Origin of the sequence: Bacteroides faecichinchillae JCM 17102, from assembly GCF_000614145.1 — a bacterium.
Taxonomy (GTDB): Bacteria; Bacteroidota; Bacteroidia; order Bacteroidales; family Bacteroidaceae; genus Bacteroides; species Bacteroides faecichinchillae.
Genome location: NZ_BAKK01000014.1, coordinates 47,624 through 64,401, shown reverse-complemented (window position 1 = coordinate 64,401; position 16,778 = coordinate 47,624). Strand labels below are relative to the sequence as shown.

Genomic DNA, 16,778 nt, shown 5'->3' with positions numbered 1-16,778 from the left:
CTTATAATATGATATAACCTGTTGCGCAACAAGGTGTAAGCAAACGATTATTTACACTAAAGCAGATTAGTCATGTTACAGATAAACAGTGAGACCGCCCATGGGATGTTCACCCAAATCATGGAACGGTTCGACAAGATAGAGCGGACATTGGAGCGTATGAACAAGCTGAAGGATTGTTTGGACGGCGACACGCTCTTGGACAACTATGACCTGTGCCAGCTGCTCGGCATCACCAAGCGCACGCTGGCGCGTTACCGGCAAAAGAAACTCGTGACCTATTACATGATTGACGGGAGAACCTACTACAAGGCATCCGAAGTGGAGGCTTTCCTCAATCAGAAGGGCAAGTCATTGCCGACGAGATTCAGACACCAGACAAATGTTTAAATTAAACGGAACAAGAATTATGGAACTTATATGTATTGATAAACAGACTTTTGAAGAACTGCGTGTCCGCTTTTGCGAGTTCGAGGAACGGGTGACATGGATATGCCGTCCGGTTAAAGACCTCGGCCTAAAAAACTGGCTGGACAACCAGGAGGTGTGCGATGTGCTTCGCATCAACAAAAAGACCCTTCAGGCGTACCGGGCCAAAGGCTTACTGCCTTTCAGCCGTATCAAGAACAAACTCTTCTACAAGCCAGAAGATATACAGAGATTGTTGGAATTGAGTTATCACCCTTTAATAAAGAGCAAATTATGAGCTATCATTTTATAGACAAGAAAGACCCGCGCATAGACGTTATGTTCCAGGGGTTGGAGAAAATGGAGAAGATGCTCTCAGCGATGGAGGATATGCCGAGATCCCTTTTCAACGGTGAACGTTTCCTTACGGACGAGGAACTTTCCAAAGTCCTGCGGGTAAGCAGGCGCACATTGCAGGAATACCGTGCATTCGGTGTGATCCCTTACTACATGGTTCAGGGGAAGGCTCTTTACAAAGAGTCCGATATCATGAAGATTCTGGACGATGCCTACAAGAGATGCCGGGAGGAACAACGCTGGGTATAGCCCTTCCTCATTAATCAAGTGCGGAGAAACAGCCTGTGGCTCGGGCAGGTCGTTTCTCCGCTTTCTTGTTTCATACGGTTTGCGCTTTCTTGTTTCGTTTTTTCTTTGTAGGGAAATCCTCTTCACACAAATCAATCCTGTTTTCGAAACCAGTGGCTCTCAGCCGTTTCATGTCCTCATCCACTTTCGTATCCGTAACCTGCGCGTAAATCTGCGTGGTGGAAATGGAGGTATGTCCCATCATGCGGCTTACCGTCTCTATCGGAACACCGAGCGAAAGAGTGATGTGGGTTCCGTAATTATGCCGGGCCTGGTGGAAGGTCAAATCAAATCCATATACCCGGCCTAATTCTCTCGTCAGCTGGATAAAATATCTGCGGGTATAAATATTGAAAACTCTGTCCCCGGTTCTTAGGTTGCGGTATTTCTCTATGATTTGGAGTGGAATATCCAACAGGCGGACAGAGGAAAGCGTGTCGGTCTTTTGCCGGTGGATATGAATCCACCATATGCCATCCTTCGCCTGCGTAATATCATTTACTGACAGCTTCTTCAAATCCGCATATGCCAGTCCGGTGAACGTCGAAAAGATGAACATATCCCGTACGAATTGCAGTTGCGGCTTCTTCACCGGTGTAGTCATCAATGTCTTGAGATCCTCCAGTTTCATGTGGCGGCTCTTCCTTTTGGGCAGTTCGGGATGCAGGCGGCAATATGGATCGCGGCGCAATGTTCCTTGGCTGACCGCACGCATCGTGAGTTTCTTCAAGCGGTACAGGTGCTCATGCACGCTTTTGGGCTTCAGGTTGCGGACTGTACGCAGGAATACCTCGAAATCGTCATAAAACACCCGGTCAAGGCTTCGTAACGTTACATCCTCCACACCTCTCTTTTCCCGGACGAAAGCGGAAAGATGCTTGTAGGAACGCAGATAGGAGTCGTATGTCTCCTGTATGCGGTCTATCCCGACACGTTTCTTGAACTCCTCATTATGCTCCCTGAAGAGAGCCAGCAGGGTAAGCGGTTTCTGTCCGATACCCTTGACTGCATTCTTAACCAGTTCCGCCGTGATGAAACCCAGGCTATTTTTTATCCGCTCATAATGTCCGGCAATCTCGCTTGTCAGGTCATTTATGGCGCGGTTTACTGTAACGGCATTCTCGCTTCTTCCGTCAGCACGCCCTTTCTCCGGATTCCAGATGGCAGGATTGACCGAAACCTTGGTTCCTATCTGTGCCCATTCTGCATCAATGCTCACCTTGCACAATAGCTGGCACATCCCGTCCTTGCGAACTTTCGTACGGTTGATATAAAACAACACGGCAAAAGTGCTGCGCCGTTTAGTGTTCTGTTTTTCAATATTCTTTTCCATATAATTGTTTTCAAGTGGTTATTAAATGATGACGGAGAAACGCTCCGAAATTTTCCGGTTCAAGGCCTTTGTATCGGCATCTATCTTGTCGTCGGTCACTTTCGCGTAAATCTGTGTCGTTTCTATCTGGCTATGTCCGAGCATCTTGCTGACCGTTTCAAGAGGAACTCCGTGGGAGAGCGTGATTTCCGTTGCGTATGTATGCCGGGCCACATGGAAGACTCGCGGACGGTCTATATGGCAGATCCGGGCAATCTCTTTCAAGTAAAGGTTCAGCATGGAATTGCAATACACCGGCAGTAACTTGTCACCGGGAGCTGTGTCGCCATACTTCTTCAGAATCTGCAACGGCAAGTCCAGCAGCGGAATCTCAAATTCTATCTTGGTCTTCTGTCTGGCACTTTTAATCCACCATGTCCCATCCTCCGCAAGGCACAGGTTATCCCTGGTCAACAGGCGCATATCTCCGTATGAAATGCCGGTGAAGCAGGAAAACAGAAACAAATCACGGACATGATAGAGAGTCTGCCTGTGAAGCGGAGTGGTCATAATCCTGTGTAACTCTTCTGCCGTGAGATATTTCTGTACGGCTTTGGGACGCACCGGCTCATATCCCCAAAACGGGCTGGCGGTAATGATGCCGTCAGCGATGGCCTCACCGACAATCGTTTTCAGCTGTACGGTCAGATTGATAATCGTTCCGGGAGCGAGATTACGTTCAGTCCGAAGATACAAATCATACTTGTCGATAAAAGAGCGGTCCAACGCGGAAAACGGAATATCCGACAGTTTGTATTGCACCTGCAAGAATCTTTCGATATGGTTGTAGGCATTGCGATAGGCCCGCAGGCTTCCTATTGTGCGGTTTACTCCCACACGCTTTTCAAAATTGCTGATGAATCGTTTGAAATACCCCAAAAGCGTTTCTTGCCCGCTGGCCATTCCAAGCAGTACACCTTTCACTTCATCGGCTGTCACACCGTCACGAACAGCCGACTGCTCCGTGTAGATATTCAATGCCATCGCACGAATCTCATCCAGACGGTTGTTGATTTCCTTTGCCGCCACGCTCTTGCCGGTTGCACGTCCGGAGGTCCAGCGTGACTGTGGCACTTTCATCTTCACACTGAAAGCCGCCTCGGAATACTTTCCGACATTCAACTTTGCCATTACAGGACAGTTGCCGTCAGCATCCGCCTCGCTCTTTTTTAGGTAGAACGATACCTTTACATTTGCCTGATTCATAACTAATTCCTTTGTTTGCAAAATTATTATATGCGGAGCAAATGAACGGCATGAAAAATATAGCGGAACGAAGAATAAGATTCCTTGGCTTGTAAACAAAGCCTATATTTTTTTCTAATACGGAAAAATATGACTAAGTTTGCATCAACAGACATAGCAAAAACTGCGTTCTTTACTATGGTAAACAGGATATAGGACGAGATACGGGAGCAATTTCCAAACCTCTTTTTCAATCCTGAAAAAAGGCAACGGATAGGTAGCGATTCGTTATCCTAACTCCCCCAAAAAATGGTTAAAAGCCATAAATGGAAGAATCTGGTACAAAACCACATATCCCTTTCGGTCTCAAACACTTTGCATTATTTTCTCCAAAACCATCCGTATGTGAGCGAGTTTCACTATCTTTAGGTATAGGTGCCGTAAAGCATTGCGACAAGGAACTCAAGAATCTCTCTTGGGGTAAACCTTATGGTGGTCCTAAGCATGAATGGTACGGCAACGTTGAATTACAATACAGTCGTTTCTTCAATCGTAACAAAGCGTGGTCACTTGATGTAAAACTGCGCGGAAGATTCTACGAAACCCATTACGATCTCTCACCCATAGCCGGTCATCGATGGGATTACCATCTCGGTCTGAACATAGGAGCCACCTATTATATTAGGAAACGTGGTTGGGAACGCTGCATTCAGGGCGACAACATCAACTACATCATCAGTATGCCTGCCCCGGTAGTGGTACAAAATTGTCCGGAATACAGTACGTTTACTTTCTATATCTTTTATCCGAACAATTATTCCGGACGTAATGATGCTCCTGTCGTAGCCGATGCCGACGTACACACTATGGACTATCTTGCAGGAGGTATTTTCACACAGAAAAGATTCAAAAACAGTTCTGTTGTAGCATCACGTTTGAAGGCCGGGACTTCTCTGCGTTCGCTTAAAACAGAGGATATTCCTACCGAAAAGGCTACCTTTACAGAAAATCCTACCAACGTAGCACGTGGCTACGAAATGTCCAGACAACCTTTGTCATTGAATATGGATGCTGATAATATGCAACGCTTCGAGGACGTAGCAGACTACTATTATGCTCCCATCTACGAGGCTGATAAAGTCTGGGGCTACCGAATTGACAACGAAACACGTACCCAAACACTGCTAAGCCGTGACAACTACAACGAAACCGCCTCTTATTCACTGAATGCTCATGCTGGACTAACCACGGTACGCGAAAACATGCCGCTGGGAGAAGGCACCGTACTATATAGCTTTGCTGACGTATATGCCGCATTGACCGGTAACGAAGGATACATCAGCCAATTTAGTGACAAGCAGTCAGTAGATGCCATCAAGGATATTCTTGAGAACAGCCGGATTCTGCACGTGCAAGCCGAAGGACTTGCCACCAGTCAGGACAACTATATCGGTAAAAACGCAGAGGTAGTAGGATTGAATCGTAACCGAACACTTTCCCATTATCGTGCTCTTTCAGCCATCAAATGGCTCAGAGAAAGCGGTAAGTTTGGTGAATTGAAACAAGGAGACTTCTCCATCAATGTGCTTTCCGACCCTATCGGATGTGTAGATGATCAAAGCACCCGTGGACTAAAGGCCAAGTTGAATCGCTGTGCAAGAATTACCGTCAAATATATTAAATAAGCAAAAAAGTCTTGTTAAGGAAAAAAACCAATAACAAATCAGCAATAAAATTTCCTTTAGTAAGTATTCTTACTCCATGTTACAATTCCGGCAGCTTCTTGCATGTATTGTTGGACTCTATTTTGTTACAAGACTATCCTTCTATTGAGATGTATGCCATCAATGACGGCTCGACTGACAATACCAAGCAAATTATTCAGGCATATATCCCTTTTTTCGAGCAGAAAGGATATTCTTTGGGCTATATATACCAGGCACATGCCGGTCAGTCCGGAGCTATTAACAAAGGATTGAAACTGATTAAAGGTAAATATCTGTTATGGCCAGATAGCGATGATTATTATGCCGCTCCAAATGCTATTTCAAAACTAGTATCCAAGCTGGAAGGTAGTGATGAAAGTGTTAGTATGATTCGGTGTCTTCCCACCTATGTTAACCAATCAGGAAATGCTTATACAGAATCTCGCATCGCAAACCTTGATAAAGAAGATTTATTCGAAGATTGCATTTTTGGGAGAAATGGTTTTTGGTACTTGTCGGGAGGTACATGGTAAAAACCAGTATATTGGATAAGACAGTCAGAAACAGAAACATAAGCACCGCAAAACATGCAGGTCAAAACTGGCAATTACTTCTTCCCCTACTATATGGTTATAAATGTCTGACCATAAAGGAATACCTATATAATGTGACTGTTCGGGAAGATTCACATTCACGGGGGAAATACAAAACGCATGATGAATTATTGAACAAATACAAAGACTTTGAATATGTGCTGATACAAACATTAAAAGAAATACCCCATTTGCCTGAAGCAAAGAAGAAAGTATATATAGGCCAAATACGTAACATTTATAGAAAAATATATCTTGATCATTGGCTGTCATCACATTCATCGTTGTTAGCGATAAAGAAACTTATAGCTGCTTGTTACCATTTTATTCATGATAAACTCAAGAGATAAAAAACAATGCAGTGGCTGTACGGCTTGTGCAAACATCTGTCCCTATCAGGCTATTCAGATGAAACCGGATAATTTGGGTTTTCTTTATCCCGTTATAGATTCCGCACGTTGTACAGAGTGTGGAATATGTGATTCTGTTTGTCCATTTAATCATGTCTGTAATCTGAATGATTCTTTACCACAGCCATATCCTTATGCTGTAAGGCATAAGGATATGAATCAATTAAGAAGCAGTCAAAGTGGTGCCGCCTTCATTGCCATATCCAATTGGATACTCGAACATAAGGGAGTGGTTTATGGAGCCGGTTACACAGACAGCTTTGAAGTAGTGCATAAACGTTCTGTCACGAAAAAGGGACGTGATGAATTCAGAGGCAGTAAATACGTACAAAGCCATCCGGGAAACTTGTTTCAGCAAATAAAAACAGATTTGCTTAACGGAAAGGAAGTTCTCTTTTCGGGAACGCCATGCCAAACTTCAGGACTTTATTTCTACGTGAACAGTGCATTACGAAAAAAATTGTACTTGATTGATCTGGTGTGTCATGGAGTGGCCAGTCCCTATATGTGGAGAGATTATTTGAGGTATTTGGAAGGCAAATACAAGAAACGAATTATATCCGTCAATTTTAGGGATAAGAGTTTCGGATGGCATTCCCACCGGGAATCTTTTTGTTTCAATGACGGATATACCATTTATCCCTATTTTTCCATTTATCAAGACAGTTTGTTGCGTCCCTCATGTGGTATTTGTCCTTTTGCCTGTCTAAAACGTCCTTCAGACATAACCATTGGGGATTTTTGGGGAATAGAAAGAAACCATCCATTGATGGGAGCAGACAATAAAGGATGTTCATTGCTATTATGCAACACTCTAAAAGGCAAAAAGCTATTTGATGAAATTAAAGACAGCGTGCAATTCCAACTGGTAGGGATAGAGGAATGTCTACAACCCAATTTGATACATCCAACATTTATTCCCCACTATCACCTACTTCTGGAATGGAGCTATCGTTCCGGTGGAATTGTTTTAGTCATGCTTGTTTTGAAAATTATAAAAAAAATTGTGAGAATAACCAATCTTATTAAATATGGCATTTCATGAGAATAGGGATATTGACATTTCATCGTGCACATAGTTATGGGGCTGTCCTGCAATGTTATGCCTTACAGCAAACATTGGCGCAGATGGAGCATGAGGTATGGGTGATAGATTACAGACAGCCTTATATAGAAAATCTGTATTATAAGGTATTCAATTGGAAATGTTTTTTTTCGATGGTTGTACATTTGCACTTCCGTTATATACGAGATACAATATTACGCGCCATATATTATCACCGTTATCGCAAAAAATATCTGCATACGACAAAGAAATGTGATAAAGACACTATTCCGCCATTTGATTGCTACGTTATAGGAAGCGATCAGTTATGGAGCCTTCATTGCACAAAAGAGACGGATAAAGTTTATTGGGGACAATTTATCCGCCCCTTCCATAGCAGAGTAGTAGGTTATGCCATCAGTTCTACCCAAGATTCATTATATCAAATGGGAGAAACGCTAATAAGACATTGCCTTGAGGCTTTTTCCTCTCTGTCTTTCCGGGAGGAAATAATTGGCAAGCTGATATATGATATGGTGGGGGTAAAAGGTGAAACGGTGCTGGATCCCACACTATTGTTGCCGTTTGATTACTGGAATGGTTTTGGAAGTGTAGAGGAAAAAAGGATGTCAGTGGTAGTTTACTTGATGAGGTTTAGGAATAGTGAAGAAATAAATCGGGATATTTTAAGAAAAGCCCACCAATTGGCACAATTGTTAAAGTACGAAGTTACAGACTTATCTGCCAATATCGTCAGTCCGGAAACATTCCTATCCTATTTCAAATCTGCCCGATATGTTATCACCAATTCATTTCATGGAGTTGCTTTAGCCCTGATTTTCGAGAAGCCTTTGTACGCCATTCGGTCTTACGATTCATTAGACGAACGTTATGTGAATCTCTTGTCACTTGTCAATGGCAAACAGATGCTGGCAGATAAGGATTTTTCTCCCATTGCCATGCAAATAGACTATACCACCATACGACAGAACCTTGCAGAACTGCGCAATAAATCTATGGAATATTTAAGAGATAATATACTATCCTGATAATGTTCGTCAATCGCACCAAACAGAGCATAAGGAATATACGTGTTTCCTTATGTTTCTCTATTTTAATACTTGTTCTTCGTTTCTTCTCGCGAAAGGTGTTTATCGACCACATTGGTATAGAAGTACTGGGGCTAAACACTGCTCTGACCAGTCTTCTAAATTTATTAAATCTGACAGAGTTAGGAATAGGAAGTGCAGTTTCTTATTTTCTTTATATCCCATTAGCTCAATCCGACTGTAAAACGGTAAATGAAATAGTTTCTTTACAAGGATGGTTATACAAGCGTGTGACATATGTCATACTGGTCGGAAGCATAGTGTTAATGTCGTTTTTCCCATGGATATTCTCACAGATGAAACTGCCATTGTGGTATGCCTATGGCTCATTCGGGGTCTTGTTAATAGGGGCGATACTCGGGTATATCATTAATTACGCACAAATTTTATTAAGTGCAGACCAGCAAATATATAAAATAACCTATAATATAAAAGGCTGGGAAGCTTTAGGTGTTATTATCCAGATTGTAGGTATAAAATATCTGCATTATGGATATTTCTTTTGGCTTGTTGTCGAATTAGGCAGGACTTTAATTTCTTGTTTATCTCTACACCGGACAGTTAAGCGAAGTTATCCGTGGCTTCATACAGATTTGACCAAAGGGAAATTCCTATTTCGAAAATATAGTGAAGTTACCCGGAAAACCAAACAATTGTTTTTCCATAAAGTCTCCTCCTATATTGTCAATCAAACCATACCTTTAGTAACTTATGCATGTTTATCATTGACAATGGTTGCAGTTTACGGAAACTATCTCGCAATTATTTCAAATATAACAATCTTGTTTTCTGCTTTGTTCGAAAGCATGAGAGCCGGCATTGGAAATCTGGTAGCAGAAAAACACCCCAGGCAGGTACATGCTTTTTTTGCAGAATACATTACTGCCCGGTATTGGCTGTCAGCTGTCATTTGTTTTTGTTTATTACAACAAGTCACTCCATTTATCTCGTTATGGCTCGGCAATGAATATGTGTTGGATTCTGTTTCTTTTTATATATTGATACTGAGTACATTTTTGTCTTTGGCAAACAGCTTTGAATCGTTCTTGTCTGCATACGGATTATTTCAGGATGTTTTTTCACCTGTCGTAGAGGGGGCGTTACACTTGTCCTTTTCCATTTTATTGGGATACTACTGGGGGCTACCCGGTATTCTTGCCGGCAGAGTAGCTGGATTATTGTTCCTCATATGTTGGAAACCTTATTTTTTATACAGTCGTGGATTTCAAATTCCGATAAAGCGCCACATTCAACTTATGGGCAAGGTGATATTTCTGATTCTGTTATCAGCTGGCATTTGCCAAATCACGACAAAGCACCTTATGCCCCCTTATTATAGTTTTACAGAATGGATATACAATAGTATATTATTATTCGTATATAGTATTTTGGTTTTCTTTATCCTGTTTGCTGTGTTCTGCAAAGAGTTCAGAAACTTGTTCTACCGATTTCTAATAATAACCAGACACAAAACATGATTTCTGATCAAATGTTTTCACATTATGTGAATCGCGCCAAACAAAAAATACGTCAATTGATACTCGACAGCTGCCAGCTATTGGCTGGAAGAGTGGACAAGGAAATTTCCATCTTTTGCAACAATTGCATAGGAGCATTTGTCGCGTCAGATTTTAGGCTGCCGTTTAACAGTCCGACGGTGAACTTGATGATACCTCCGGCTGATTATGTCAATTACATATCCAATCTGGAGCACTATATTAATGCGGATATTGAAGCAATAGATACCAGTCTCCCATATCCGGTAGCATTATTGGGAAATAAAGTGTGTTTGCACCTTATCCATTACAATACGTTGGAAGAGGCCAAGGAAATCTGGAGAAGAAGAGAAAACCGTATCAACCGGGAACGGATGTTCTTTATTTTTGTGGAAACTGACGGTTGTACCATAAAAGATCTGGAACGGTTTGACCATTTGCCTTACAAGAATAAAGTGGCTTTGACCCATAAGGCATATCCGCAAATCAAATGTGCTTATTATATAAAAGGCTATGAGAATCAGGATGGGGTGACTGGTCTGTATTATTTTCGTAAGATACTTCCATTGCGGATTTATGATCAATTCAACTGGATGAGATTTCTAAAAAGAGGAAAAATATAACATTTAATAAATACGTTCCAATTATGCCTCCCCCGATTACCATTATTGTAGCAGTTTACAGAGCGGAAGCCTATTTCCACTATTGCATGCAAAGTCTGCTTAATCAAACTTTTAGGGACTTTGAGATATTACTTATTGATGATGGCAGCCCCGATAATTCCGGCAGGATATGCGATGAGTATGCAAAAAAGGATGCGCGTATCCGAGTATTTCATAAGGAAAACGGTGGGGTAAGTTCTGCACGTCAATGTGGAATAGATAATGCATTTGGGGAATATACCATTCATGTTGATCCGGATGATTGGATAGAACCGGATATGCTGGAAAAGCTGTATAAAAGAGCCCAAAAGGATAATGCAGATATGGTGTTTTGCGATTTTTATTTAGAATATAAGGATAAAACGAAATACGAAAATCAGCAACCGTCAGGTTTAAGTAATAGATCCATATTATTCGACTTATTGGTTTATTATAAACAAAGAGTGTCTTTGTGCAATCGGCTTATACGTTTATCCTGCTATAGAAACCATGGAATTTATTTCCCTCAAGAGTTAAAATATGGAGAGGATAATTGTGTACTTATACGATTAATATGTCAAATGAAAACAATTTCTTATTTACCGCAAGCCTATTATCATTATAATCTATATTCTAATTTGAATTCATTAACAAGAAGAGAAAAAAAAGACATTGTAGCAGTAAGAACAACTAGATTTAACTACTATAAAGATGACTTATATCAAACAAGTCCAAAACTATATAATGCGTGTTTGTCTGCCACTGCTTATGAATTCTTTGCAGACAATTTATTTTCCGCTTCTGAATATAAAGAAAAATATAGAAACAAGATTATCCTCTTTTTATGTTCTCCGATTAGCATAAAAATGAAATCTTTTATTATTTTTTCGGCTTTGGGATATAAAGACATTGCTTACAGAATATATAATAAATTGAAACGTATATTTCCCAATAAAAATAAGCTCTCAAAACTAGAAGATATATGATTCCAAAAAAAATTCATTATTGTTGGTTAAGTAAGAATGCCATGCCGGATAAGTTCCTGCATTGCACAGAAAGTTGGAGAAAATATCTTCCTGACTATGAGTTCATCGAGTGGAATTTAGAACGTTTCCCTTTACAAAAGAGCATTTGGGTCAGACAAGCTTTTGAACAGAAGAAATATGCTTTTGCAACCGATTATATTCGGCTCTATGCACTGGTTACAGAAGGGGGGATATATCTTGATTGTGATGTGGAACTCGTGAAGCCATTTGATGATTTGTTGTATTTGCCTTATTTTGTATGCAAGGAAAACAGCCCACAAGGAATAGAAGCCGCGATTATGGGAGCTGAAAAGGGAACGCCATGGATAATGAAATGCCTGAGTTATTATGATAACCGCAATTTTATTGGTGACAATGGAACAGAACAAACCGCCGTACTTCCTTCCATCTTAACAAAAGTAATTGATAGATTTTACACCTTACAGTTTATTCATGAAGTATCTGAATTTGTAAATTCACAAGAATATGTTTGTGTTCTTCCACCCGATTATTTTAGTCCCAAAAATTATATAACCAAGAAAATATCAATTACCCAAAACACGTATTGTATTCACCATTTCGCCGGAACTTGGCAATCAATATGGAAGAAAATGTTACTATGGTTATGGTTGCCATTATCGGCAAAGTATCCTTTCCTGAAATCTCTCTTGAAGAAATGAATATCATATCATGCTATTCTCAAATCTGTACATAAATAATATGATTAAAGTTTCCATTTTAGTTCCTGTATATAAATGCGAGAAATTCATAAATCAATGTGTAGAGTCTTTATTTAGCCAAGCATTTGATGATGTGGAATTTATCTTTTATGATGATTGTTCGCCCGATGCAAGTGTTTCCTTGATACATCAATGCTTGGAAAAACATCCTGACAGATGGGAGCAGGTAAGAATCATTTCCGCACAGCAGAACTCGGGTGTTTCTATTGCACGGAATCGTTTATTGGTAGAAGCCAAGGGAGAATATATATGGTATGTAGATAGTGACGATTGGATAGAGCCGGATGCAATACGGTTGTTATACGAAACGGCTTGTTCTTCCAAAGCGGACATCGTTTCCTTTGGATTCTATTATGAAGGTATATCTCGTTGTGCAACGGTGTATCATTATAAATATAAATCGGTAAAGGAGTGTCTAAAAGATGTAATAGGTAATAATTGGGGAGCTGTTTGGCGATTTTTCTTTCGACGGTCAATTGCAACTGAGAATTCTATTCTTTTTCCGGTAGGCTACAACGTAGCCGAAGATTATGTATTCTGTATCAAATACCTATTCCATGTTCAAAATATTATCAGTATAGATGTGCCCTTGTACCATCATATTACTTATAATACGATGTCGCTTGTTGCAACACAAGATATTCATAGTCTAGTTCATCAATATGAAGCCACCATAATTGTAGAGGATTTTTACGTAAAACAAGATCCTGCAACTGTATTCTAAAGATTTGAATTTACGGAAAGCTTATGTACTGGCGTCGTTTTATCGGTATTTCAATAGAATATGGGGAGGATTATATGGGCCATTATGGAAACGTTTGGTTGCAAGATGGAAGCGGAAAGCAATAGCCTTGATTTATAAACATGGTTTAAAATCATCGAAATGACCCTATACCGATTTAAGAGGATATGGTCTATGTTAAAGTCTTTACCATATTCTTTATATTTTAATTTTCATTACTTGCCTATCAGGCAAGCCATAAAATTGCCCATCATACTATATTCACCCCACTTTTGGTCGTTGAAAGGAAAAATTATTATAGATGCTCCGCAAATCTATTTCAGAATGATTCGCTTGGGATTATTCAATGGAGGACTAAGTAACGGGCATGGATTTGTTTGGATGAACGAGGCTGGAACAGTAATTTCCATGGAAAATTTACTGTAGGTCCGGGCTCTGTAATAAAAATAGCACATCCCAAGGCTATATTGGAATTTGGAGATAATGTATGTAATGCTTCCTCTCTAAAAATAGACTGTCATTACCGGATAAGCATTGGAGAGAAAACCAGATTCGGGTGGAATGTCACTATAATGGATTCTAATTTGCACCGATTAAAAAACGAAGATGGTACTTGGAAGGGGAAAGGATATGATATGGTAGATATCGGTGGAAATACTTGGATATCATCGCAGTGTGTAGTACTTCCGGGAACAAAATTCCCATCATATAGCGTTTGTGCCTTAGGCTCCATTCTAAATAAGGACTATTCAAATAATGAAAGAGGATTGTATGCAGGAAGGCCAGCTAAATTAATAAAAGCCGGAATTTGGAGGGATATGTCGGATGATATAGTTCATTATGATGAGAACTTATAAACGGCTTATTCAGATTTCCAATAGGCATATTATCTTTGAGTAAAAACACATGGAAAGTGTCAAGGTCATAAGAATTGTTTTTGGACTTATAAAAAATGAGGTTATCTATAAATGAAATTGGCTTTTTGGCATTCTTTTTACCTCTATTGGCTATTAAACTGCTTAATATAACAGCAGAAAGTAGGTTGTTAATGATGGCAGGGGCAATATGTTTTGTTTTTTTTATACTATTTGTCGCACAAAAAAGGAGATATAGCAAAAACTTTGCCCGGTTATTTGCTTTATTATTGGTCTATTCTGTAATTCTTGTATTTACTTGTGAAAAGCAAGGTTTCTTGTTTTCTGTTGCCATGTTGATTTTAATGAAAGACGTTGACATGAACCGAAATGTCTATAAGATATCTTTCATAGTTGGATTAATATTTCTATTTATTGCTTGTTATCTGAGCAGGCATGGAGGAGAAGTAATTCGATTCATAAACGGGGAATGGAGAACGATAATGAAACGTAGTAATATTCTATATGTATCTTTTACGGCTGTAACTTGTCTATACCTTTTAATTAAAAAAAACAATCTCTTTTTTCGGCATATATTGTGCATTTTGATTTCCAGTTATTTGATGTATTTATATGCAGGTGCAAGGACGGGGTTCGTATCCATGTTGGTTCTTGTGTTTTCGCTTATAATATTGAGAAGTGAATATATCAGTCGTCTGAAATTTGTTAGATACAGTTGTATATTATCACCGGCAATATGCGCAGGAGTATCTTGGCTCTCGGCATTTAAATATGGAGACAGTCTCATTCTGATATGGTTGGATAAATTGGTACAAGGCAGAATATATCAAGGTAATTATTTTTTAAACCTATATGACATAAAATTGTTTGGACAACCTATCTATGAGAGTGGTAATAGTGATGATTATTACGTTTTGGATTCTGCTTATCTCGATATGCTAATTTGTGAGGGAGCGTTATTTTTTGTTTTATGGGTATTTGTTAATAAGGCTGTAATCAAGTATATGTATGATAACAATAGAATGATAGAAGTGGCCATTTTAATTATGTATTCGGTCTATGGAATATGCGAAACATTTTTACCTAATTGTTTTTTGAATATATCTTGGTTCTTGTATGGAGAATACTTATATGCACGAATAAAATGATATAGATTGTGACAGTTAAAGATGAAGACAAAAATTAGGAATTATTCCCCATTAATAAAATCAATACTTCTCACAAATAAACAGTTGACAGAAGATATGTTGGTAAGTCGTGGAAAGATATATACATTTCTAAATCCTGTCTCTTATCTGACAGCATTAAAGGATGAAAGCTTGTTCACCCGTTTTGATGCGGTAATGGTTGATGGCTCTATCCTGGCTACCGCCATCAGGCTATTATATAATAAAAAAATCAAACGACGAAGTTTTGATATGACCTCTATTGCCGATTTGCTGTTTCGACATATCTTATCTGAGAAAAAAACTGTATATTTGGTAGGTGCACAGCAAGAACAGATAGAGAAAGCGGTGAGCATCTTATTAGAACAATATCCTAAAATGCGAATAGCAGGCTATAGGGACGGGTATTTTTCGTCGAAAGAAGAAATACAAGAAGAATGTAAAAAAATTCTCCATCTTAATCCTGACTATGTAATTGCCGGAATGGGAGTACCCTTACAAGAACATTTTTTATTGCAGTTGAAAGAGAATGGTTATCAAGGTATTGGATTTACATGCGGAGGTTTCTTTTCACAATTGAGTATAAAAAGTATCCAATATTATCCTCAATGGATGGATAGATTCAATTTTAGATTTTTGTACCGTTTTTACAAGGAAAAACATACAAGGAAACGTTACTTGAAAGCCACATTCTTGTTTCCTTTTTATTTTATAAAAAATAAAATTCGTTAAGAGCTTGTTTAGATTTCATTTAATTGCAGGAAGGGCTTTCTGTCTAGGCGTAGAATTAGGAAGCTCCTCTTTGTTGTTTTCTAGAGAATTAGACTTTGGAAGGTATAATGAAAGATTGTTATCCGTCTTTTGATTTGATGTACATTTATGTAGCTTTCGGGGTATTCTTTATAGAGCAAAAAAAGAAAAAACTAAAGGGAGGCCGTCACAGTCTCCTTTACCTCTACAGCCCAAATTCCTTCTTCAACCTCTGGACCGTACTTACACTCACTCCCTCGGTACCGGCTATCATCTTCATCGGATAACCCTTGCCGAGTAACCTGAGTACACTGGCATATTGCTTGCGCTTGTCCTCCTCCGGTTTACGATATCCGGTTTTTCTGCCTACCTTGCCTCCCTTAGCTATATATTATGCTTTACCCGATTGAAGATGGAAGCTGATATTCTCCCTCTCCATCGCGGCTACAGTACCGAGAATAGCGATGAAGATAGTAAGGAATGGATGCTCCCTACCCGTGGAGTCGAATATGCTCAGGTTCTCTTTCTGGAAATGGACGTTCAGCCCTCTCTCCTTACACAGCATCACATTCTTAAGCACCTCATCAACGTTTCTACTCAGTCTGGAGAGTTCGCTGATAAGTAGTGTTCCTATACCCTCGGAGAAACAGTATTCAAGACACTCTGTAAGAACTGCTCTTTCTGAATTTTTCTTTGTTCCTGATATTTTCTCCTCGTATATTTTCTCGATTCAGCCAGCATCCTCAAGTCCGATACCTGACGCTCCGTGGATTGTCTGTCGGTAGTGGAACTTACTCTGGCATAAATCACCACCCTGCTATTTTCCATGTCAATTATACTTTGGTAAACGCTCAAATTAGGGTAAGCGCC

Annotated in this window: 17 protein-coding genes and 1 pseudogene; 14 read left to right on the top strand and 4 right to left on the bottom strand. The window is 39.7% G+C overall.

All coding sequences use genetic code 11. The features are described from left to right. Positions 1-72 precede the first annotated feature (72 nt). The 3 genes from JCM17102_RS09335 to JCM17102_RS09325 are packed head-to-tail and all read left to right on the top strand — an operon-like array spanning position 73 to position 1,014. Positions 73-390 carry a helix-turn-helix domain-containing protein gene (locus JCM17102_RS09335; protein ID WP_025074911.1) on the top strand — a complete coding sequence of 106 codons (318 nt, stop codon included), beginning with the start codon at positions 73-75 and terminating at the stop codon, positions 388-390. A 19-nt stretch (positions 391-409) separates the two neighbouring features. Next, on the top strand, positions 410-706 hold the full coding sequence (locus tag JCM17102_RS09330) for a helix-turn-helix domain-containing protein (RefSeq protein ID WP_025074910.1): 297 nt from the start codon (positions 410-412) through the stop codon (positions 704-706). Beyond that, entirely contained in the window at positions 703-1,014 is a 312-nt protein-coding gene (locus JCM17102_RS09325; RefSeq protein ID WP_025074909.1) for a helix-turn-helix domain-containing protein, read from the top strand. The genes JCM17102_RS09330 and JCM17102_RS09325 overlap by 4 nt, the downstream gene beginning before the upstream one ends. A gap of 70 nt (positions 1,015-1,084) precedes the next feature. Here JCM17102_RS09325 and JCM17102_RS09320 read toward each other — a convergent pair whose 3' ends face one another. Then, positions 1,085-2,386, bottom strand: coding sequence for a site-specific integrase (locus tag JCM17102_RS09320; protein WP_025074908.1), 1,302 nt, complete (start codon positions 2,384-2,386; stop codon positions 1,085-1,087). Positions 2,387-2,407: 21 nt separating this feature from the next. Beyond that, positions 2,408-3,631, bottom strand: a complete 1,224-nt coding sequence (locus tag JCM17102_RS09315) for a site-specific integrase (RefSeq protein ID WP_025074907.1) — start codon at positions 3,629-3,631, stop codon at positions 2,408-2,410. A gap of 305 nt (positions 3,632-3,936) precedes the next feature. On the opposite strand from JCM17102_RS09315, the gene JCM17102_RS09310 reads away from it, so the two are divergent. The 11 genes from JCM17102_RS09310 to JCM17102_RS09255 all read left to right on the top strand — a co-directional run bounded on the left by JCM17102_RS09310 (position 3,937) and on the right by JCM17102_RS09255 (position 15,890). After that, on the top strand, positions 3,937-5,295 hold the full coding sequence (locus JCM17102_RS09310) for a hypothetical protein (RefSeq protein ID WP_025074906.1): 1,359 nt from the start codon (positions 3,937-3,939) through the stop codon (positions 5,293-5,295). An 11-nt stretch (positions 5,296-5,306) separates the two neighbouring features. Then, a complete protein-coding gene (locus JCM17102_RS31485; RefSeq protein WP_275564357.1) occupies positions 5,307-5,849 on the top strand; it encodes a glycosyltransferase family 2 protein in 543 nt (180 codons plus the stop codon). 390 nt (positions 5,850-6,239) lie between these two features. Beyond that, positions 6,240-7,364 (top strand): Coenzyme F420 hydrogenase/dehydrogenase, beta subunit C-terminal domain, encoded by a 1,125-nt coding sequence (locus tag JCM17102_RS09300; protein ID WP_017141482.1) that lies wholly within the window; start codon positions 6,240-6,242, stop codon positions 7,362-7,364. Further along, complete coding sequence (locus JCM17102_RS09295; RefSeq protein WP_004295184.1) at positions 7,361-8,413, top strand: polysaccharide pyruvyl transferase family protein; 1,053 nt, start codon at positions 7,361-7,363, stop codon at positions 8,411-8,413. The genes JCM17102_RS09300 and JCM17102_RS09295 overlap by 4 nt, the downstream gene beginning before the upstream one ends. Positions 8,414-8,415: 2 nt before the next feature. Continuing rightward, complete coding sequence (locus tag JCM17102_RS09290) at positions 8,416-9,951, top strand: polysaccharide biosynthesis protein (protein ID WP_004295185.1); 1,536 nt, start codon at positions 8,416-8,418, stop codon at positions 9,949-9,951. Next, a complete protein-coding gene (locus JCM17102_RS09285; protein ID WP_004295186.1) occupies positions 9,948-10,592 on the top strand; it encodes a DUF1919 domain-containing protein in 645 nt (214 codons plus the stop codon). Before JCM17102_RS09290 ends, JCM17102_RS09285 begins: the two co-directional genes overlap by 4 nt. A gap of 23 nt (positions 10,593-10,615) precedes the next feature. Further along, positions 10,616-11,596 carry a glycosyltransferase family 2 protein gene (locus JCM17102_RS09280; protein WP_004295187.1) on the top strand — a complete coding sequence of 327 codons (981 nt, stop codon included), beginning with the start codon at positions 10,616-10,618 and terminating at the stop codon, positions 11,594-11,596. Continuing rightward, positions 11,593-12,315, top strand: a complete 723-nt coding sequence (locus JCM17102_RS09275; protein WP_004295188.1) for a glycosyltransferase family 32 protein — start codon at positions 11,593-11,595, stop codon at positions 12,313-12,315. The genes JCM17102_RS09280 and JCM17102_RS09275 overlap by 4 nt, the downstream gene beginning before the upstream one ends. A gap of 40 nt (positions 12,316-12,355) precedes the next feature. After that, positions 12,356-13,099: a glycosyltransferase family 2 protein gene (locus tag JCM17102_RS26960; protein WP_275564356.1), complete on the top strand. Its 744-nt coding sequence runs from the start codon at positions 12,356-12,358 to the stop codon at positions 13,097-13,099. Between the two features lie 395 nt (positions 13,100-13,494). Further along, a complete protein-coding gene (locus tag JCM17102_RS26955) occupies positions 13,495-13,974 on the top strand; it encodes an acyltransferase (protein ID WP_275564355.1) in 480 nt (159 codons plus the stop codon). Positions 13,975-15,236: 1,262 nt separating this feature from the next. Continuing rightward, positions 15,237-15,890: a WecB/TagA/CpsF family glycosyltransferase gene (locus JCM17102_RS09255; protein WP_004295192.1), complete on the top strand. Its 654-nt coding sequence runs from the start codon at positions 15,237-15,239 to the stop codon at positions 15,888-15,890. A gap of 223 nt (positions 15,891-16,113) precedes the next feature. On the opposite strand, the gene JCM17102_RS32205 is transcribed toward JCM17102_RS09255, so the two are convergent. Both JCM17102_RS32205 and JCM17102_RS30300 read right to left on the bottom strand, forming a co-directional pair. Then, complete coding sequence (locus JCM17102_RS32205) at positions 16,114-16,296, bottom strand: helix-turn-helix domain-containing protein (RefSeq protein ID WP_139262176.1); 183 nt, start codon at positions 16,294-16,296, stop codon at positions 16,114-16,116. 3 nt (positions 16,297-16,299) lie between these two features. Next, a pseudogene (locus JCM17102_RS30300) lies at positions 16,300-16,736 on the bottom strand (recombinase family protein). Positions 16,737-16,778: the final 42 nt, after the last annotated feature.